Genomic DNA, 19,800 nt, shown 5'->3' with positions numbered 1-19,800 from the left:
AAATGCTGACCGATCCTCGTTTTACTGCCGAGATTGAACTCACTGTGCCATTTCATGATGCTGATCCAATGGGCGTTGTTTGGCATGGAAATTACTTTCGCTATTTTGAAATTGCCCGTGAAGCACTGATGAATCAACTCAATTATGGTTATCGAGAAATGCGTGAATCCGGCTATGTTTGGCCTGTCGTTGACGCCAAAATCAAGTACCGTGCCCCAGTACTCTTTGAACAAAAAATACGTATCAGAGCCACTATCGAAGAGTTTGAAAACCGCCTGAAAATTGCTTATCAGATTTTTAATGCAGCAAGTGGCAAAAAAACAACCGCAGGCTACACCATTCAGGTCGCCGTTTCTAAAGAAACACAAGAAATGAGCTTTGTCAGCCCAGACATTCTATTCGAACGTATGGGGGTCAGACCGTGAAAAAATGGCACTGGATACTGCTGTTCCTGACAACAAGTTTTATGACAATCAATAACATGGCATATGCCATTACCCTTGAGGAATTACAACAGCGGTTTGCTCATCAGCCGGTTGTGCGAGCGAACTTCACACAAGTACGGCAAATTCAGGGTATGCCTCATCCTTTGTCTTCCAGTGGTGAAATGCTGGTTTCACAACATAAAGGGCTATGGTGGCATCAGCAAAAACCGTTTCCACTGACCCTGTTACTGGATGACAACCATATGGTGCAAGTCATGTCAGGGCAAGCACCACAGGTGATCACCGCTGATTCCAATCCACAAATGTTTCAGTTCAACCACTTGATGCGTGCCCTGTTTCAGACCGATCGGGCAGTGCTGGAAGAAAATTTCAAAACCGAATTCAACGATCTTGGGCAAGAAAAATGGCGCTTGATACTGACACCTAAAACGTCTCCTTTGGATAAACTTTTCACCGCAATTACGCTAAACGGCCAAACTAACCTTGATGCTATTTTACTGACCGATCGTCAAGGTGATCGTACCGAACTCTCTTTTACCCAACACCGATTAACACCAGAGACTCTAAGTCATGAAGAAGAACAATACTTCAAATTCTGAGCCACATCTGTTGGCACTACTCTGGCTGTTAACATGCACTATCCTTCTGATATTGCTGGCATTCTTATTACCTCAATCCCGCCTATCTACCAGCGTATTAGCCTTATTGCCTGCACAAAGTGCCGGAAACATGCCACCTGCCTTGCAAGAAGAGTTCATGCAACGCCTTGATCGCCAATTGGTGTGGATGGTTAGCCCTGGAAAAAAAGAGGATACCACCCCTGCCCAATACTGGCTGGAGTATTTGCAAAAAACACCATTTCTGACCAATGTCAAAGGGCCAATGACAGCAGAGCAACAACAAGCATGGGGGCGTTTTTACTATGAACACCGCAATGCGATGCTCGATCCTGCTACCCGTGACAGACTGAAAGATGGAGGCAATCAGCAGGCAAACTGGATACTGTCTCAGGTTTATTCCGCTTTTTCTGGTGTCAGCGGGCAAGAACTTAATAATGACCCCTTAATGCTGGTCAGAGGCTCACAGCTGGCACTCCAGCAGACATCCAGCCAGTTGCGGCTCCAAAATGGCTGGTTAGTTGCCAAAGATAATGCCGGAAGAAGCTGGTATTTACTTCATGGAGAGCTAAAAAGCTCTTCCTTTGATATGCAGCAAGGCCATCATGCTGTCACTGAATTGAGTAAGTTGCAGCAGTCTCTGGAAGCTCAATTTCCTGATGCCAAAGTGATTTCACGGGGCACCCTGTTTTACAGCGATTACGCTACCCAACAGGCAAAACACGATATTTCAACATTGGGCAGCGCCACAGTGCTTGGTGTATTGCTACTCATCTATGGTGTTTTTCGCTCCCTGAAACCTTTATTGCTGTGCGTTCTATCCATCAGTATCGGTGCCTTAGCAGGGACTGTAGTGACTTTGGGTGTCTTTGGCGAACTTCATTTCATGACGCTGGTAATGAGCATCAGTATCATCGGCATTTCTGCTGACTATGCTATTTACTATCTAACAGAACGCATGGTACATGGTCAGGAAGTGACGTCGTGGCAAAGTATGCGAAAGGTCTTGCCTGCCTTATTAATGGCATTGGCAACAACCGTTATTGCCTATCTCATCATGATGTTTGCGCCTTTTCCTGGCCTGCGCCAATTGGCTGTATTTGCTGCTGCAGGTTTAACCGCTTCTTGTTTGACTGTCGTCTGCTGGTATCCGCGACTTGCTAAAAACCTGCCCGTGCGCCCCATTCCGGCTATGATCATGTTAATGCGTTGGCTGGCGTTATGGAGACACAATCGGCTGTTTTATATGGGATTGCCCACAATATTGGCGATTTTTGCCGTGCTGGGAATTTCCCGTTTACAAATCAATGATGACATTGCCCAATTACAGGCTCTGCCACAGGATATTCATCAACAGGAAAAACGCATTGCAGCACTAACCGGACAGCGAAGTGATCAGAAATGGTTCGTTATTTATGGTGATAATGCAGAACAAACGCTGCAACGGCTGGAATCCTTTATTCCCAAATTGGATGCAGAAAAACAGCAAGGGAATATCAGCCATTACCAACGATTCCCTCTCTCCTCTCTTGCTCAGCAACATCAGGATCTTGCTCTGCTCAAGACCGCCAGCCCCAATATCGTTGCTCGCCTGACAGAAGCAGGTTTAATAGTGAAACAGCCCGATATTCACGCTATGACCGTCACACCGAATGACTGGCTCAATAGTGTCGTCAGTGAAGGTTGGCGTTTGATGTGGATAACCCTGCCAAATGGTCACAGCGGCGTGCTGCTTCCCGTAAATGGCATTAAAAACAGTGTATTGATGCGCCAATTGGCAGAAAACCAGAAAGGAGTGAGTTGGGTTGATCGCAAACTGGCTTTCGATGAGATGTTTCAGTTTTATCGAACCCTACTTGGCTGGTTATTGGCAGGTTCAGTCATGCTGATCGCCATCAGTTACATAGCACGGCTTGGTCCGCGTCGTGGTGTCATCAGCATATTACCATCACTGCTGTCCCTTGGCTGTGGACTGGCCGTTCTCGGTTTTAGTGGTCATAGCCTTAACTTATTTTCGATATTAGCTCTGGTTCTGGTGCTTGGCATTGGCATCAATTACACCCTGTTTTTCAGCAATCCTCGCAGTACTCCGCTGACTTCTCTATTAGCCATCAGCGTAGCAATGTGTACGTCATTGCTCACACTGGGCATGTTGATGTTCAGTAGCACCCAGGCAATCAGTAGCTTTGGCATCGTGTTGTGCAGCGGGGTCTTGACTGCTTTCCTGCTATCACCGCTGGCAATAGCGAAACGCCAAAAAAGGAAAAAGCAATTATGATACGGTTATTCATCCTGTCTCTGACCTGCCTGCTGGCAGCTTGTACGAACGCTCCGCAAAACGGCACACCCAGCGCATGGCTGAAACCAGGTGTACGCGTTGCATTACCAGAGCCGACCATAACGCCTGCCATTAATGAACAGCAACTGTTAACAGCTACAGTAAAAGGCAAACAACAATCATTGATTGTGCTGCTTGATGCCAATGAGCAACACTTGTCATTGGCGGGGTTGTCTTCGCTGGGTATCCGGTTGTTCAAATTAGATTACGACAAAAATGGCGTTCATACCGAACAATCCATTATCTTGCCAGAACTTCCCCCTGCCAACCAAGTCCTGGCCGATATTATGTTCAGTTACTGGCCTGCTTCCGCCTGGCAAAACCGACTGCCCGATGGCTGGTGGCTCAAGGATAGCGGTAATCTCCGCCAACTGCATGACAAAAAAGGGAAATTAATCACAGAAATTCATTATGATACTCAAAATGGCAAACGACGCCCGATTCGCGTCCAGCAATTCGTTTTCGGTTATGACATCGCCATTCAGCATCTGGAAGAGTAAAACATGATTTATATTTCTGCTGTGGGTATGCTCAATGCCTTGGGCAATAATGTGGATGAGATTGCGCAGAATCTAGTGCTCAATCAAGCGCCTGGTATGTATGAACGTGCAGGCTGGTTACAACCCGACAAAACCTGCTGCCTGGGCGGCGTTGACGGTGAACTACCCGTCATTCCTGACAGCCTGTTTCAGCATAACAGCCGTAATAATCGTTTGTTACTGGCTGCCTTGATGCAAATAAAACCACAAGTGGACGAAGCCATCGCTCGTTATGGTCAGGAACGCATCGCTGTAATTATGGGAACCAGCACATCCGGCCTCAACGAAGGTGATCAGCATGTCAGCCGCACAATTCATCAACAATCAATGCATCAGCAATACGATGAGCATTACCATTATTACCAACAAGAGTTGGGCGATCCTTCCCGCTTTCTTGCTAGTTACCTGAGTATTGATGGGCCTGCATTTACCCTCTCTACCGCCTGTTCATCCAGTTCACGGGCGATTATCAGTGGTCAACGCTTGATTGAAATGGGGCTGGTGGATGTCGCCATTGTTGGTGGTGCGGACACATTGAGCCGTATGCCAATCAATGGGTTCAATAGCCTGGAATCCATTTCCCCAACCTTATGTGAACCTTTTTGTGAGGAGCGCCAGGGCATTACTATTGGAGAAGCCTCAACATTACTGCTGCTAACACGGGAACCTCAGCCGATAGCCTTACTCGGCGTAGGAGAATCAAGCGACGCATGGCATATGTCAGCCCCTCATCCTGAAGGGAAAGGTGCCATTGAAGCAATCAACATGGCACTGGGAAGTGCCGGACTCTCTCCGGCCGAGATCGGTTATATTAACCTGCACGGAACAGGCACGAAATTAAATGATCAGATGGAATCGATTGTTATCAATCAGATTTTTGGTGAACACACGCCATGCAGCTCCACCAAGTATCTAACCGGCCATACTCTTGGCGCCGCAGGTGCCTGTGAAGCCGGACTTTGCTGGCTACTGCTAACACATAACTTGCCACTGCCTGCGCAGGATTTTTCACGCTCAAGCATAGATACTTCATTGCCTGCTTGTGGCTTGCTAAGCCAACCACAACCACTGAAAAAACCGATTGTCATGTCAAATTCTTTTGCCTTTGGTGGCAACAATACCAGCCTGATATTGGGAGTGGCATAATGTCTGACTACTTATCGGTAGATCGTTATCTCCCACATGAAGCGCCCATGGTGTTACTGGAAAAGGTGATCAACGTATCCAGCAACCATGTCCATTGTCAGGTCACAGTCAGCCAAGATGGAGTTTTATCCCCTTTTCTCAATGAAGAAGGCCATTTGCCGGGTTGGTTTGCCATTGAAATCATGGCCCAGACCATTGGGGTCTGGTCTGGCTGGCACCGCAGGGAAAGAAAAGAGGAAGATTCCGCACTGGGCATGTTACTGGGCGGGCGTGCAGTACGGTGCCAAGTACCCACGTTCATACCAGGTAGTGTATTGGATATCCAGATGAATTTATTACTGCAAGATGAAAAATTTGGCAGTTTTGAAGGTGAAATCAGTTGCAATGGCACTGTACTGGTGACAGGCCGTCTGAACACCTACCAACCTAACAAAACAGAACTCACACAACTCATAAATAAACAGGATGGAGTAGCATAATGCGTTCAGTTCTCGTGACTGGTGCCAGCAAAGGGATAGGCAGAGCGATTGCCTGCCAACTGGCGGCAGATGGTTTTACTGTCATCGTGCATTATCACCGCGACGCTAAAGGCGCGGAAGAGACACTGGAACACATTCAGGCAAACGGGGGGAGTGGTCGTATTCTGAATTTTGATGTTTCAGATCGAACAACCTGCCGTGAAAAACTGGAAAAAGACATCGAAACTCACGGCGCTTACTATGGCATCATCTGCAATGCCGGGATAGCCAAAGATGGTGCTTTCCCAGCCCTGGAAGGCAATGACTGGGACAGTGTCATTCATACCAATTTAGATGGCTTCTACAATGTTATTCACCCTTGCATCATGCCGATGATCGGCTTACGTCAGGGAGGACGAATCATTACCTTATCATCCGTATCTGGTTTGATGGGCAACCGTGGACAAGTCAATTACAGCGCAGCTAAAGCAGGGATTATCGGCGCAACAAAAGCGCTGGCAATCGAATTGGCGAAAAGAAAAATCACCGTGAACTGTATTGCACCAGGCTTGATTGGGACAGACATGATTCAAATGGAAGAAGTGGCTTTAAAAGAAGCGATGAATATGATCCCAATGAAACGCATAGGACAAGTGGAAGAAGTGGCTGGTCTTGCCAGCTACCTGATGTCTGATATTGCGGGATATGTAACCCGTCAAGTTATCTCAATCAACGGAGGGATGCTATGAAGTACGATGCGATATTCCAGCCTCGCAGGGTAGTGATTACGGGAATGGGCGGCATTACCGCATTGGGGCACAATTGGCAATCTGTTTCCACAGGATTGAAAGCAGGCATTAATGCCGTTCAACAGATGCCAGCATGGGCAGAATATGATGGGCTTAATACCCATCTTGGGGCACCGGTTACGGATTTTATTTTACCCGAACATTATACCCGCAAACGCATTCGTTCTATGGGACGTGTTTCCCTGATGTCAACGCGTGCCACAGAGCTGGCCTTAGAGATGGCGGGCTTGCTCAATGATCCAATACTGACTAACGGAGAAACGGGTATTGCCTATGGTTCTTCTACGGGCAGTACTAAACCTGTCAGCGAATTTGCCACCATGCTGACTGAAAAACACACTAATAACATCACAGGCACAACCTATGTGCAAATGATGCCCCATACGACTGCGGTTAACACAGGTCTGTTCTTTGGCTTACGTGGCAGAGTGATCCCAACCTCAAGTGCCTGTACATCTGGCAGTCAAGCAATTGGGTACGCTTGGGAAGCTATCCGCCATGGTTATCAAACTGTTATGGTCGCAGGTGGCGCTGAAGAGTTGTGTCCATCCGAAGCGGCAGTATTTGATACGCTGTTCGCCACCAGCCAGAAAAATGCAGTGCCGAAAACCACACCTTCTCCATTTGATGTTAACCGTGATGGACTGGTAATTGGTGAAGGTGCGGGTACATTGATCCTTGAAGAATTGGAGCACGCCAAAGCACGTGGTGCCAAGATTTATGGTGAAATCATCGGATTTGCCACTAACTGTGATGCTTCCCATATTACCCAACCAAAATCGGAAACCATGCAGATATGCATTGAAATGGCACTGAAATCAGCAAGCTTGCAGCCAGCCGATATCGGTTATATCAGCGCTCACGGTACTGCAACCGATCGGGGAGATGTGGCAGAGAGTCAAGCGACTGCCAATATTTTTGGCAACCAAACACCTATCTCTTCACTGAAAAGCTATTTCGGCCATACGCTGGGCGCGTGTGGTGCCCTTGAAGCATGGTTGAGCCTGGAAATGATGAATGAAGGCTGGTTTGCCCCAACAATCAATCTCAACGAGATTGATCCCGCTTGTGGCGAATTGGATTACATTATGCACCAGCCCCGTAAAATCCAAACCGAGTTTATCCAAAGCAATAACTTTGCCTTTGGTGGAATCAATACCTCGATGGTGATCCGACGTTGGGTTTAAATTTGAGGGAACTTAAGGCCACTCTATGGTGGCCTCAGATCACTAACTCCATTCGAAATAATGGGTGAAAGCCTGACCATTTACTCAGATTATGTGTAGTCATTAAAAATTTCAATGTATATGAAGGGAATTGGTCCCATAATCGATGTCATGTTCTTGGTAAAAAACGCCAGTCGAAATGACATACCGAATATTAACCCCATTCAACGTTATCTGTTTTACCTTGTCTGGATTATTGGTAAGTCAATCAATTTGCTCAATACCAAGCGCTTCAATAATTTCACATGCAACTTTATACTCTCTGAGGTCATTAGCACAACCTAGCAAGTTATTGACGATATAAGTATCCACCTTTTTCATTTATCAGGTTTATTGATTCTTTTAGTTGTTCCTCACAATCGCATTTCTGTGCGCCAAACAGCTCCCCCCAGGCAACAATTTTTAACTTAAAATTCACATCTTTCAATTAAATTTCACCAATCCCTCATAAATAACAACATTATGTTAGCGAAGTGATTTTTTAGGGCGAGAGCGAGTTTCTTGATGTGAGTGTCGATGTAACACACTTGGTGAAAATATCCCCTTTTCCATAAATCTTTTCATTCATAAGTATCAGTTTTTCTCGTTGTATCTCTTTGTGAGAAAAGTCTATAGTCCGCACCACTCAAGGTTATTGAGTGACATACCTACTGCTTAAATCACCAAGATATATTCCAGTCCTTGGCATATATCGTGACCGCCATTCGGCAAAAACGTGATAAGAAGCAGCGCATTTCTGGCTGATTTTTTATGTGGAGACGACAGTAGTGAAACTGCTGCGCAAGAATGACAGTGCATTTGTACCTGTCGCCGGCTTGACTGTTTTTGCAATTGCTTCTGGTTACCTAATGAGCTTGATTCCTCTGTCGATGGCAAGTTTCAGCATTGACACGGTTTATGCCAGTTGGTTAGCCAGTGCTTATTATGCCGGTTTATTAATCGGTTCAATGATGATTGAGCCTGTTATCGCCAGGATAGGTCACCGTCTTTCATTCATTGTTTTTTTGTTGCTTTTGTCAGCGACTGTCATTGTATTGCCTTTTTTTGCAAATAAAGAAATTTGGTTACTTGTGCGATGCATTGCCGGCGTAGCCGTTGCCGGTGTCTTTGTCGTGGTCGAATCTTGGTTATTGATCGGCGATAACCCCAAAGAACGCGCTAAACGCCTAAGCTTTTATATGACTTCCCTTTACGGTGGAACAACTGTAGGGCAATTATTAATTGGGTCTATTGGTACTCAGGGGATGATCCCCTTTATAGTGATTTCGGCACTGCTGTTTGTCGCGATTTTGCCCCCATTATTCGTGCGTCATGGTCAGCCTCCCGCTCTCCACCACCAAAGTATATCCCTGAGAAAGATCACTGAATTCAGTAAACCCGCGATCGTTGGCTGCATAACATCGGGTATTGTTATGGGTACGATCTATGGTTTGATGCCTCTATCTCTCAGCCAGAGTCATTTCAGTGCCGAGCAAGTCGGTGTATTGATGGCAGCCATTATTTTGGGTGGAATGGTCATACAACCGATTATCAGCAAGCTGTCCGTCATCATGAGCAAAACGTTTCTATTGGCAATGGTCTCATTATTGGGTGTATTCGCCGTAGGACTGACTTATCTCGTTGAACATTACATTGTCATGATAGTGGCATTGGCTCTTTTGGGAATGTCGTCTTTTGCGCTGTATCCCATTGCGATCACCCTTGCTTGTGACAAGCTGGATGCGTCCTATATTGTAGCGGCAAGCCAGGTCATGTTGTTAAGTTACAGTATCGGTTCCGCCATTGGACCACTGGGAGCAGGCCATTTTATGCTACAACACTACTTTAAAGTTCAACACAATGGGTTGATGAGTTTCTTTTTCATCGTGTTATTGGCGACCGCGATGTATATGCTGCTGGCGAGCTTGTGCCGCAAAGACCGTGTATTGGCAAGCTAGTGAAAAAATAAGCTGGATTTATATGAAAGCGTCGTAATTTTCGGCGCTTTTTTTATTTTTAATCTCTGTGTAGAATCTTCCAGACTGGTTATTGACAATACCAAGCATATTCTCACCAAAAACAACAGAAAAATTTAGGGATATGAAATGAAAATACAACAAGCCACCAAAGCTGATTTTTTGACACTAATCCAGATTTGGGAAGCCTCTGTACTTGCTACGCATGATTTCTTACCCAAGGCCATGATTGAGGTTTTACGCCCACAAATCCTTAACGATTATTTGCCCAATCTTACTGTTTATAAGGCGGTAGATAGACAAGATAATATCGTAGGATTTATTAGTACCGATCAACATCGAGTAGAAATGTTGTTTATTGCGCCACAAGCGCGGGGAACAGGGTTCGGTAAGATGTTATTGCAATTTGCTATTAATGAATTACAGATCAACGAGTTGGATGTAAACGAGCAAAATACACAAGGCATCGGCTTCTACCAATATATGGGATTTCAGGTATTTTCTCGTTCAGAGCTTGATGGACAAGGGAATCCATTTCCTTTATTACATATGAAACTGGCTTGAGCCTCAGAATGTTAAAAAAGAAAAATACATAAATAAGATAAATACATAAAATTAAAATATCATTTAAGGAATAATGTATTAAATAAAAATAAATTTAAAGTAATGGCATATTTTGTAAACATTTGAGTAGAATTTGATAAATCAATGATATAATGAGGCCTTTCTATCCCCCATCACCTTTCAATTTACAGCTTTGCCGGCTACGTCCATTCCCCTTAGTCACGTAGTTCTAAACACAGAGTTCGCTATATTCTTGGGGAGTTGTTCTCTTGCCACCGCGCTACAACTTGAAATCCAGTGGGTATAAATATTTTTTATTTTTGTCGAGTTTGAGTATTAATGAGTAATTTACAACACCCTTCGTCTTCAGGAATGAAGCTGTTTGCTGACCTTATCGGAAAACGTACTATGCCAGGGGTATATTGGCATTCCTCCAGCTACCGCGCTAAATTTGCTCTACGCAGTCTCCTGACTCCTGTTTCTACATTAAAACTTTTGAATGGAATAACCAGAACGCCGCATTATTTGGATATTCTGAAAAAACAACCCAGTTGGCCTTGCAAATTGCATCGCCCATACTTAAGTATTAATTTTAAGCGCAACCAGATTGTCGGTGCCCTGAATGATCATTATCAAATATTATTCAAACAGTTAGAATCCACGATTATTAGTCGGATTTTTGATGTTAATGCTTATTTACTGGCAACCATTGAAGGGAAAAATGAAACATTTTTGATATATATTGATGCACTGGATAACCTGAATAAAGAAGGTGAACTCTCTCTATATATGACTACCACGGAGAATGTCATTCTGGCTAAGTGTGCATTCACTTTATTAACGATTGATGGCAAACAGACACTCTTTATTGGTGCACTACAGGGGCCAACTAAAGGGGATAATTCTCTGGAGATTATCCGCCATGCAACTAAAGAGTGTTATGGATTATTCCCCAAACGCCTGTTGATTGAGGCTATTTGTCGTTTTGCCGATCATATGAATTGTGAGCAGATCTTGGCAGCCAGTAATGAGACTCATATCTACCGTAGCATCCGTTATTGGCATAAAAAGAAAAATCAGATGGTGGCCGATTACAATTCTTTCTGGGAATCGCTAAGTGGTGTCAGAAAGGAAAATAATGAATTCCATCTACCATCATGTATAGAAAGAAAATCTTTGGATGAGATCCCCAGTAAAAAACGCGCCGAATATCGCCGTCGCTACCAATTACTGGATGATCTGGAAAACGATATCAAGGCATCCCTGAAAGCCGCCTGACTTCCTGCCAGAAAGAAATACCAATTAGGCACTCAACGTGGCTTCGTCATTAACCATGTAAGATGCGTTTTAATGGCGGGCCATTCATTGAACAGAATGCTATAAACACAAGTATCCCTTATCGAACCATCTTTGGCCCGCAGGTGATGACGCAAAATACCATCCAGTTTTGCTCCCAATCGTTCGATCGCCTTACGGCTTTGATGATTTAAAAAATGAGTACGGAGTTCCACTGCCACACACTCCAGTTCCTCAAATGCGTACTGCAACAGTAAAAACTTTGCTTCCGTATTAATCGCAGTGCGTTGGACAGAATGCGCATACCATGTAGAACCAATTTCCAATCTGGGAATATTCGCATCAATATTCATATAAGTTGTCATGCCAACTGCCATCCCCGTTGCATTATTGATGACAGCAAAAGGCAACATACTTCCCCTGGTATGCAGGGTTAAACGACGTTCAATTTCCGCCTGGACATTGACAGGATCAGGCACACTGGCATACCACAGCTTATGTAACTGCCCATCCTCAATAGCACGAACAAATTCATCATGTCTATCATGTAACAAAGGCATTAAAGTCACACTTTTTCCAGTTAACGTAACCCAATCTGTTATTTTTCCCATAATTACCTTCCCCCATACTTATTTCTATCACACTTAAAGCTTAATTCCGCCATTCTTATTCATCATTCCGTAAGAATATATTCACAGTATGCACAGTTAAAAACATGCGACAATCATAAATAAGAGGAATTTCTCGCCTCAATAGATTTTCATTAAGATACGATTGAAGCTCTATTTCATGATATTTGTCACAATCAATTAACAAAGTGGTTCCAATAATGCCGGAACTGTCTAAATTTAATCATCATCTCATCCGACCACTTAGCTGTTTAGCTTCATACGGAAAACAATAATATTTCTTGAGCTACCAAATATTTGATGGAGAATGCAATGAGCAATTACCCTCACCTGCTTGCACCGCTGGATTTGGGCTTTACCACACTAAAAAACCGTGTATTGATGGGTTCAATGCACACGGGGCTTGAAGAACATCCCGACGGTGCCCAACGTTTAGCCCAATTTTATGCAGAACGGGCAGCCGGAGGCGTCGCACTGATTGTGACCGGTGGTATCTCACCAAACCCTCAGGGCGTTGCCGCCGCAGGAGCAAGCATCCTGAATAGTGAAGACCACCTGCCCCACCACAAGCTGATTACAGAGGCGGTACATCAGGCCGGGGGAAAGATTGCTTTACAAATCCTGCATGCCGGACGCTACAGCTATCAGAAAAATTCCGTAGCGCCTTCGGCCATTCAAGCGCCTATTAGCCCCTTTATACCGAGAGAAATGTCTGAGAATGACATCCAACAGACAATCAAGGATTTTGCCCACTGTGCCCAACTGGCACAACAAGCCGGCTATGATGGCGTAGAAATCATGGGTTCAGAAGGTTATCTCATCAATCAATTTCTGGTCACACGCACCAATCATCGACAGGATAAATGGGGAGGAACTTTCGAAAATCGCATGCGCTTTGCGCTAGAAATTGTCAAAGCTGTCCGCGCTATCACGAGGGAGCGTTTTATCATTATTTACCGCCTTTCTATGCTGGATTTAGTGGAAGATGGCTCCAATTGGCAAGAGATCGAACAACTGGCACGGGAGATTGAAAAAGCAGGGGCATCCATTATCAATACTGGCATCGGCTGGCATGAAGCCCGTATCCCAACAATTGCAACGATGGTACCCAGAGCCGGATTTAGCTGGGTTACACAAAAGTTGATGGGGAAAGTCAGCATCCCTTTAATTACAACCAACCGCATCAACAGTCCCCAGGTTGCCGAACAAGTTCTCAGTGAAGGCTGCGCCGATATGGTTTCTATGGCGCGCCCGTTTCTCGCTGATGCCGAATTTGTATTGAAAGCTGAACAAAACCGCGCTGATGAAATCAATACCTGCATAGGCTGTAACCAAGCCTGTCTGGACAGGATCTTTGTCGGCAAGCTGACGTCTTGTCTGGTCAATCCACGTGCCTGCCATGAAACCGAATTTATTGCCGCTCCTGTCATAGCCCCCAAAACCATTGCTGTTATCGGTGCCGGACCAGCGGGATTATCCTTTGCTGTCACAGCAGCCAGCCGAGGACACCATGTCACGCTGTTTGAACGAGAAAACCAAATCGGCGGACAGTTTAATATCGCCAAACAGATCCCCGGCAAAGAAGAATTCCATGAAACTTTACGTTATTTTGAACGCCAATTAGCATTGAACGGCGTCGAAGTATGCCTCAACCATACGGCAACTGCCGACCAACTTTTATCGTTTGATGAAGTTGTCATCGCGACAGGGATCAGGCCACGTATCCCCAATATTGATGGTATTGAACATGAAAAGGTACTGACTTACCTTGATGTATTGAAACATAAACAGCAAGTCGGAAAACGTATCGCCATTATTGGTGCTGGAGGTATTGGTTTTGATACTGCTGAGTATCTGAGTCAAAGCGGACAAAGCACCAGCTTAAGCAGCCATGCTTTCAGCCATGAGTGGGGAATTGATCGGACAATTATGCATAAGGGAGGATTACGGCCAGAAGGTGCACAAGTCGAGCGTTCTCCTCGTAAAATCTATCTGCTGCAACGCAAGGATTCCAAGGTCGGGGATGGCTTAGGAAAAACCACAGGTTGGGTGCATAAAACTAGCCTGTTAATGCGAGGCGTCACTATGTTAAACAGCGTTCAATATTTGAAAATTGATGATCAGGGATTGCATATCCGTCGAGGCGATAAACAACAATGTCTGGAAGTAGATAATGTGATTATTTGCGCAGGACAAGAGCCATTGAAAGCACTCTATCAACCGTTACAAACAATGGGGAAAAGTGTACACCTCATTGGTGGAGCAGATATTGCCGCTGAATTAGATGCACGCAGGGCAATCGCACAAGGAGTTCAATTGGCGCTTAAAGTGTAGATCAAATCTAAAAACAAGAACGGTGATAATCTGTACTCAATTCATTATCACCATTCTTATGCCAACTACTCTTAATTCCAACTCATGATTAACGCTGTGCCAGTCGATCAGCCACTGTACGAGACTCTTCGGCCTGACAAGCAGCTGCGGTAAACAGCACATCGGTAGAAGAGTTCAGGCCTGTCTCAGCAGAGTCCTGCAATACTCCAATAATAAAACCTACGGCAACAACCTGCATGGCTATTTCATTGGAAATACCGAACATACTGCATGCCAGGGGGATCAACAATAATGATCCACCAGCAACTCCTGATGCTCCACACGCTGCAATAACAGAAACGACACTCAGAAATATCGCTTGAGGAATGTCTACGGGGATGCCTAGAGTATTCACCGCCGCTAATGTCAATACGGTAATCGTCACAGCCGCACCCGCCATATTAATGGTGGCCCCCAAGGGAATGGAAACAGAGTAAGTATCCTCATTGAGTTTCATGCGGCGGCACATTGCCATATTCACAGGAATATTGGCTGCAGAGCTGCGGGTAAAGAACGCCGTTACGCCACTTTCGCGCAAGCAAGCAAAAACCAGGGGGTAAGGATTGCGGCGGATTTTCCAGAAGACAATCAATGGATTGATAACCAGTGCAACGACAATCATGCAACCAATTAGCACAGTTAACAAGTGAGCATAGCCGAACAAAGTTTCAAAACCTGTAGTAGCAATCGTTGAGGAAACCAGTCCGAAAATACCAATAGGTGCCAACCGGATAACAACACGTACGAGTTGTGTCACTGCCCCTGACAGGTCTTGAATCAATGCCTTAGTTGATTCGTTGGCATGACGTAAGGCAATACCCAAACCAATTGACCATGCCAGGATCCCAACGTAGTTTCCTTTTAATATCGCATCAATCGGGTTAGCAACAATATTGATCAGCAATCCCCTTAACACTTCAATGATATTTGAAGGGGGTAACACATGAGTGTCACTCGTCACCAGAGCCAACGTTGATGGAAATAACAAACTACCAATGACAGCCACAACAGCGGCACAAAATGTGCCTAACAGATACAAGACCAGAATGGGGCGAATATTGCTTTTCTGGCCTATCTTATGGTTCGCTATCGAAGACATGACTAAGATCCACACCAGAACAGGAGCTACCGCTTTCAACGCTCCTACAAAGAGAGTCCCTAGCAATTCAACCGACTTAGCTGCGGAAGGTGCCAGCCATGCCAGTAATATCCCTAGTATTAATCCGACAAGGATTTGTTTTACCAAGCTTCCTTGTGCCATATACTGTACAAAGCCTGTTTGTTGTTTTTTCATAGCTTTATCCATAGAGAACGACAAAGAGTAATTCATTGCAATATACAGATAACCCATAAATTGATAACAATTCATTTACATTTGTGTGATCGAAACTGCAATTTTCTCATCCAATACATTCTGAGGAATTCATGATGTAATAGGCTTCATCACAATAAATAACAAATTAATCTATTAATTCAATCAATTACTAAAAAACCGCTTTCAACAATAAGTGCAGATTATTTATTTAAAACGAATAGCATGGAGAAATTACTTTCCACTATTAATCAAATAGCAAAAGCGAAATTAACTGACAATAGATATAAATTTAGCCATTACACATGACAAATTACTTGTTAATGCTATTTTGTAAAATTTCATCGATCGATTAATTAATTGAAATATCTGAATGAATTAATTTTTACATTTAGGTAAATGTTCAATTGATCAACAAAATCTTCTGTCTCGATACGACTGATTTTGTTAAAATGTGCCGGTCGATCTTTATGCCATCTTGAAGGGATTTCGAGATCATTTTATGACAACTGATATTAATTACTTTTGCTTACAAAGTATTTAATAGAAATTAACCATAAATGCACCATAAAAGTAAAATGTAATTCTTAATCCGTGTTTTAGGAACATTTGATGGAAATTGTAACAGACCTTATTTATGCACTCTGGCACCAAGATTACGAAACACTGGCTAATCCGTCGTTGGTATGGGCAATCTACATACTACTATTTACCATCCTGTTTCTGGAAAACGGGATATTACCTGCGGCCTTTTTACCGGGCGACAGCCTGTTGATATTAGTCGGTGTCTTAATTGCAAAAGAGACCATGAGTTTTCCTGTAACATTAGCCATTCTCACCACCGGAGCCAGCCTCGGCTGCTGGATCGGGTATCTTCAGGGAAGATGGCTTGGCAATACAAAATTAGTTCAGGGCTGGCTGTCACATCTTCCCGCGCATTATCATCAGCGCGCACATAACTTATTCCATCGCCATGGCTTATCTGCCTTACTAGTAGGTCGTTTTCTCGCTTTTATCAGGACATTGTTGCCAACACTGGCGGGCCTCGCTGGGCTAAAAAATGGACGTTTTCAAATATTCAATTGGCTTAGCGGGTTCATATGGGTGGTTATTCTAACAACATTGGGTTATGCCCTTGGTAAAAGTCCTCTGTTCCGCCAGTATGAAGAGTATCTGATGAATTTTTTGGTTTTGCTACCTGTAGGCCTATTGCTTATTGGTTTAATTGGCAGCCTGACTGTCATTTGGCGCAAAAAGCGTACTAATAAAACACTATCGTAACGCTTTATTTTCCCTGTGGTATGACCGCGAATATACCACAGGGCATTGCTCTTCTCATTCGCCTAACCTTGTCTGTTAAACTTCTCCACTTAGTCACCTCAAACGGTATTTAAGGCTAATTTGCAATATATTGTGATAATTTTTCATCTATTCATACTTTCATCTCCTGATAAAAGCGTCTATGTTTGAAATTCATCCATCGTATATTTAAGGAGACAGGCAATGCCACAAAAGAAAAGCTCTGAAGATCTACGTGCTGAATTACAATCTCTTGCGGATACGCTAGAAGAAGTCCTCAATAGCTCCGGTGATAACTCAAAAGCAGAACTGGAAAAACTGCGCAGCAAGGCAGAAAGAACGCTAAAAAATGCGCGTACTACGCTCAGTGAAGCTAGCGATAAGCTGGTAGGTCAAACCAAAGAAATTGCAGGTCATGCGGATAGTTATGTTCGCGAAAATCCGTGGGCTGGTGTCGGTATAGGTGCGGCAATTGGCGTTGTATTGGGAGTTCTGCTTTCAAGGCGCTAATATGACCCAGTCCCCTCACGCGAAAGGCCCAGGAAAAGGGCTCTTTGATACTGTACGGCGAGTAGCGGCAATTGCTGTTCACATGGTTGAAACTCGCATCCAACTCGTTGCCGTTGAGTTGGAAGAGGGAACCGCAACACTGGTACAACTGCTACTACTGGTAGGATTAACATTACTCTTTGCGGGCTTTGGTCTGATGTGCCTATTGGCACTGATATTCTGGGCCACCGATCCAACCTACCGAATAATGGCAATAGCTATCACTGCCGGAATGTTACTGCTCCTCGCCGTACTTAGTGCAATATGGACGATAAAAAAGGCGCGGAAACTGACCTTTCTTAACGCGACTCGAACACAATTGCATGTTGACCGCAAAATGCTGGAGGATGATTCTCATGAATAAATCAGGGTATCATCAGCGAAAGTTGCGAAAACAGCAGCTATTAAAAGAGATCCAGCAACAACGACAGTTACTTGCTACTTATGGTCAGAACTGGCTTGAAGTGACACAACCATATGATAAAGGCTGGCAAACCCTCATTGCTTTTAAGCCTTATGTCGCCATTGGTTTTGGCCTTGTGCTGCTTTATGGATTCCACCAACCCAAGCAGTTTTATCGCTGGTCACGTCATATAATCAACATGTTAGGGATCATTAAAAGCGTACGAAACACACTATACAAAAATTAATACCACCGGATTCTTTCAAAAAAACTGCATGAAATAGTTAATATTCCTTACTATCAACCAATAATACCTCTCCTTAAAATACTTCCCATCAGATAATGATTAACAAATCGTGCTGTTCAGTCCGTTTTTTGGACAATAAAAGCTAAACAGACAGTTTATTTATCGCGGCCTGCGGTATTTGTGGAGACAATCATGAAAAAATTTGAAGATAGTGGCCTGTTGGTTGCCCGTATTTTAATATCCGTTCTTTTCATTATCGCAGGATATGGAAAACTAGGTGGTGCCTATGCAGGAACACAGGAATTTATGGAAGCTATGAAGGTGCCAGGAATTCTATTGCCACTGACTATCTTACTTGAACTGGGGGGCGGGCTTGCTGTGATGTTCGGCCTGTTGACCCGCACCACGGCTGTGTTTACATTTATTTTCTGTATTCTGACCGCGCTCCTGTTCCATAGCGATTTTTCAAATGACCTGAACCTGACTATGTTCCTGAAAAACTTCTCCATCAGCGCAGGCTACCTACTACTGGCTATGATGGGACCAGGAAGATTCAGTATTGACCATGTAATGAAGAAAAATTGGTAATCGAAGAAAAACAGATCATTACCCTTTTTATAGCCCCTTCCTGTGTATTCGCAGCAAGGGGCTTTATGATATTCACTACATTCGCTTTATTATCTTGGCGGCATGCATGTTATTGCTTCGCAAACAATTTAGGGATTTCACGCAAGCACCAGGACTTCGCTTCTCCCATACTATCACGCCGCCATGCCATGATAATGTTGGTTTCATGGCTGTATTCCGAACCAATCACCCGCAAACGATCTTCGGCAATATCTTGTTCCACCATAGGGTATGGCATGGTTGCCACTCCTAATCCTGCCAAAAGCGCCTGACGTTTATTTTCCAGTGAACTCACCGTCAAACGCGGTTGTTTATCCAATAATTGAACCGTCAATACCGGACGCTCTCTTGCTGTATCAGCGACAGCTATTCCACGATATTTCACTCGTGTGGCATCAGACAGTGGTTCGGGCTCATGATGGATAGGGTGATCCGCACTGGCAACATAGACATTGTTAATAGAATAAAGTGCCCGCGAATTCACTTCGGCTGACGCCCTGAAATGCAGATCAGGTGCAATCACAATATCAGCATATCCTGTTTCCAGACGTTCCCACGCACCTGCTAATACTTCCGTCATTAACGAAAGTTGTGTATTCGATTTCGCCGCCAATTTATCCACAAGAGGAAACAGCGATGCCATTGGGAACAGCGCTTCACACACAATAGTCAGGTGTGTTTCCCAACCACGGGCAAGCGCTTCTGCATCTGCTGTCAGTTTATCCGCAGCTTCAAGCAGTAACCGCCCTCGCTCCAGTAGCATCCGGCCAACATTGGTAAATTTCGTGCGATGACCAGAGCGATCAAACAGCACAACGTCCAATTCCTCTTCCAATTTCTGCATGGTATAACTCAGTGCAGAAGGAACTCGCCCCAACTCATCCGCTGCCGCAGCAAAACTTCCCCGTCGGTCTATCGCATCCATTACCCGCAGGGATTCCAAAGTAAGCGCACGTTCTTTACCCAT

At 44.4% G+C, this 19,800-nt stretch carries 20 protein-coding genes; 17 read left to right on the top strand and 3 right to left on the bottom strand.

Annotated features, from left to right (window positions below; translation table 11 throughout):
- Positions 1 to 2 precede the first annotated feature (2 nt).
- The 11 genes from Xets_RS06265 to Xets_RS06205 all read left to right on the top strand — a co-directional run bounded on the left by Xets_RS06265 (position 3) and on the right by Xets_RS06205 (position 11,376).
- Positions 3 to 425: a thioesterase family protein gene (locus Xets_RS06265; protein WP_099130790.1), complete on the top strand. Its 423-nt coding sequence runs from the start codon at positions 3 to 5 to the stop codon at positions 423 to 425.
- 41 nt (positions 426 to 466) lie between these two features.
- Positions 467 to 1,045: an outer membrane lipoprotein carrier protein LolA gene (locus tag Xets_RS06260; RefSeq protein ID WP_099130960.1), complete on the top strand. Its 579-nt coding sequence runs from the start codon at positions 467 to 469 to the stop codon at positions 1,043 to 1,045.
- The gene (locus Xets_RS06255) at positions 1,017 to 3,341 is read left to right on the top strand and encodes an MMPL family transporter (protein WP_099130791.1); all 2,325 of its coding nucleotides are present in this window, start codon (positions 1,017 to 1,019) and stop codon (positions 3,339 to 3,341) included. Before Xets_RS06260 ends, Xets_RS06255 begins: the two co-directional genes overlap by 29 nt.
- Positions 3,338 to 3,901, top strand: coding sequence for a DUF3261 domain-containing protein (locus Xets_RS06250; RefSeq protein WP_187651339.1), 564 nt, complete (start codon positions 3,338 to 3,340; stop codon positions 3,899 to 3,901). Before Xets_RS06255 ends, Xets_RS06250 begins: the two co-directional genes overlap by 4 nt.
- 3 nt (positions 3,902 to 3,904) lie before the next feature.
- Entirely contained in the window at positions 3,905 to 5,086 is a 1,182-nt protein-coding gene (locus Xets_RS06245; RefSeq protein WP_099130793.1) for a beta-ketoacyl-[acyl-carrier-protein] synthase family protein, read from the top strand.
- Positions 5,086 to 5,565, top strand: a complete 480-nt coding sequence (locus Xets_RS06240; protein WP_099130794.1) for a hotdog family protein — start codon at positions 5,086 to 5,088, stop codon at positions 5,563 to 5,565. The genes Xets_RS06245 and Xets_RS06240 overlap by 1 nt, the downstream gene beginning before the upstream one ends.
- A complete protein-coding gene (locus Xets_RS06235) occupies positions 5,562 to 6,293 on the top strand; it encodes a 3-ketoacyl-ACP reductase FabG2 (RefSeq protein WP_099130795.1) in 732 nt (243 codons plus the stop codon). Before Xets_RS06240 ends, Xets_RS06235 begins: the two co-directional genes overlap by 4 nt.
- Positions 6,290 to 7,540, top strand: a complete 1,251-nt coding sequence (locus tag Xets_RS06230; RefSeq protein WP_099130796.1) for a beta-ketoacyl-ACP synthase — start codon at positions 6,290 to 6,292, stop codon at positions 7,538 to 7,540. The genes Xets_RS06235 and Xets_RS06230 overlap by 4 nt, the downstream gene beginning before the upstream one ends.
- Positions 7,541 to 8,346: 806 nt before the next feature.
- Positions 8,347 to 9,516, top strand: coding sequence for an MFS transporter (locus Xets_RS06215; protein ID WP_099130797.1), 1,170 nt, complete (start codon positions 8,347 to 8,349; stop codon positions 9,514 to 9,516).
- A 147-nt stretch (positions 9,517 to 9,663) separates the two neighbouring features.
- On the top strand, positions 9,664 to 10,098 hold the full coding sequence (locus tag Xets_RS06210; protein WP_099130798.1) for a GNAT family N-acetyltransferase: 435 nt from the start codon (positions 9,664 to 9,666) through the stop codon (positions 10,096 to 10,098).
- A 339-nt stretch (positions 10,099 to 10,437) separates the two neighbouring features.
- Positions 10,438 to 11,376, top strand: coding sequence for a VirK/YbjX family protein (locus tag Xets_RS06205; RefSeq protein WP_099130799.1), 939 nt, complete (start codon positions 10,438 to 10,440; stop codon positions 11,374 to 11,376).
- Between the two features lie 32 nt (positions 11,377 to 11,408).
- On the opposite strand, the gene Xets_RS06200 is transcribed toward Xets_RS06205, so the two are convergent.
- Positions 11,409 to 12,005 carry a GNAT family N-acetyltransferase gene (locus tag Xets_RS06200; RefSeq protein WP_099130800.1) on the bottom strand — a complete coding sequence of 199 codons (597 nt, stop codon included), beginning with the start codon at positions 12,003 to 12,005 and terminating at the stop codon, positions 11,409 to 11,411.
- Positions 12,006 to 12,335: 330 nt separating this feature from the next.
- Here Xets_RS06200 and Xets_RS06195 point away from each other — a divergent pair, with 330 nt between their 5' ends.
- Positions 12,336 to 14,357: an FAD-dependent oxidoreductase gene (locus tag Xets_RS06195; RefSeq protein ID WP_099130801.1), complete on the top strand. Its 2,022-nt coding sequence runs from the start codon at positions 12,336 to 12,338 to the stop codon at positions 14,355 to 14,357.
- A gap of 88 nt (positions 14,358 to 14,445) precedes the next feature.
- Here Xets_RS06195 and sstT read toward each other — a convergent pair whose 3' ends face one another.
- Positions 14,446 to 15,690, bottom strand: coding sequence for a serine/threonine transporter SstT (gene sstT / locus Xets_RS06190; RefSeq protein ID WP_099130961.1), 1,245 nt, complete (start codon positions 15,688 to 15,690; stop codon positions 14,446 to 14,448).
- 630 nt (positions 15,691 to 16,320) lie between these two features.
- On the opposite strand from sstT, the gene Xets_RS06185 reads away from it, so the two are divergent.
- The 5 genes from Xets_RS06185 to Xets_RS06165 all read left to right on the top strand — a co-directional run bounded on the left by Xets_RS06185 (position 16,321) and on the right by Xets_RS06165 (position 18,794).
- Positions 16,321 to 16,989: a DedA family protein gene (locus tag Xets_RS06185; RefSeq protein ID WP_099130802.1), complete on the top strand. Its 669-nt coding sequence runs from the start codon at positions 16,321 to 16,323 to the stop codon at positions 16,987 to 16,989.
- 222 nt (positions 16,990 to 17,211) lie between these two features.
- The gene (locus Xets_RS06180; protein WP_099130803.1) at positions 17,212 to 17,517 is read left to right on the top strand and encodes a YqjD family protein; all 306 of its coding nucleotides are present in this window, start codon (positions 17,212 to 17,214) and stop codon (positions 17,515 to 17,517) included.
- 1 nt (position 17,518) lies between these two features.
- Positions 17,519 to 17,920, top strand: a complete 402-nt coding sequence (locus tag Xets_RS06175) for a phage holin family protein (RefSeq protein WP_099130804.1) — start codon at positions 17,519 to 17,521, stop codon at positions 17,918 to 17,920.
- Positions 17,913 to 18,206, top strand: coding sequence for a YqjK-like family protein (locus Xets_RS06170; protein ID WP_099130805.1), 294 nt, complete (start codon positions 17,913 to 17,915; stop codon positions 18,204 to 18,206). The genes Xets_RS06175 and Xets_RS06170 overlap by 8 nt, the downstream gene beginning before the upstream one ends.
- Before the next feature lie 192 nt (positions 18,207 to 18,398).
- Positions 18,399 to 18,794, top strand: a complete 396-nt coding sequence (locus Xets_RS06165; RefSeq protein ID WP_099130806.1) for a DoxX family protein — start codon at positions 18,399 to 18,401, stop codon at positions 18,792 to 18,794.
- A 109-nt stretch (positions 18,795 to 18,903) separates the two neighbouring features.
- Here the strand turns inward: Xets_RS06165 and Xets_RS06160 are convergent, their stop codons facing one another.
- Positions 18,904 to 19,800, bottom strand: a complete 897-nt coding sequence (locus Xets_RS06160; protein WP_099130807.1) for a LysR family transcriptional regulator — start codon at positions 19,798 to 19,800, stop codon at positions 18,904 to 18,906.

The sequence above is a fragment of the Xenorhabdus sp. TS4 genome (genome assembly GCF_014467265.1).
In the GTDB taxonomy this organism is placed as follows: Bacteria; Pseudomonadota; Gammaproteobacteria; order Enterobacterales; family Enterobacteriaceae; genus Xenorhabdus; species Xenorhabdus ehlersii.
This window is presented reverse-complemented; position numbering and strand designations above follow the sequence as displayed.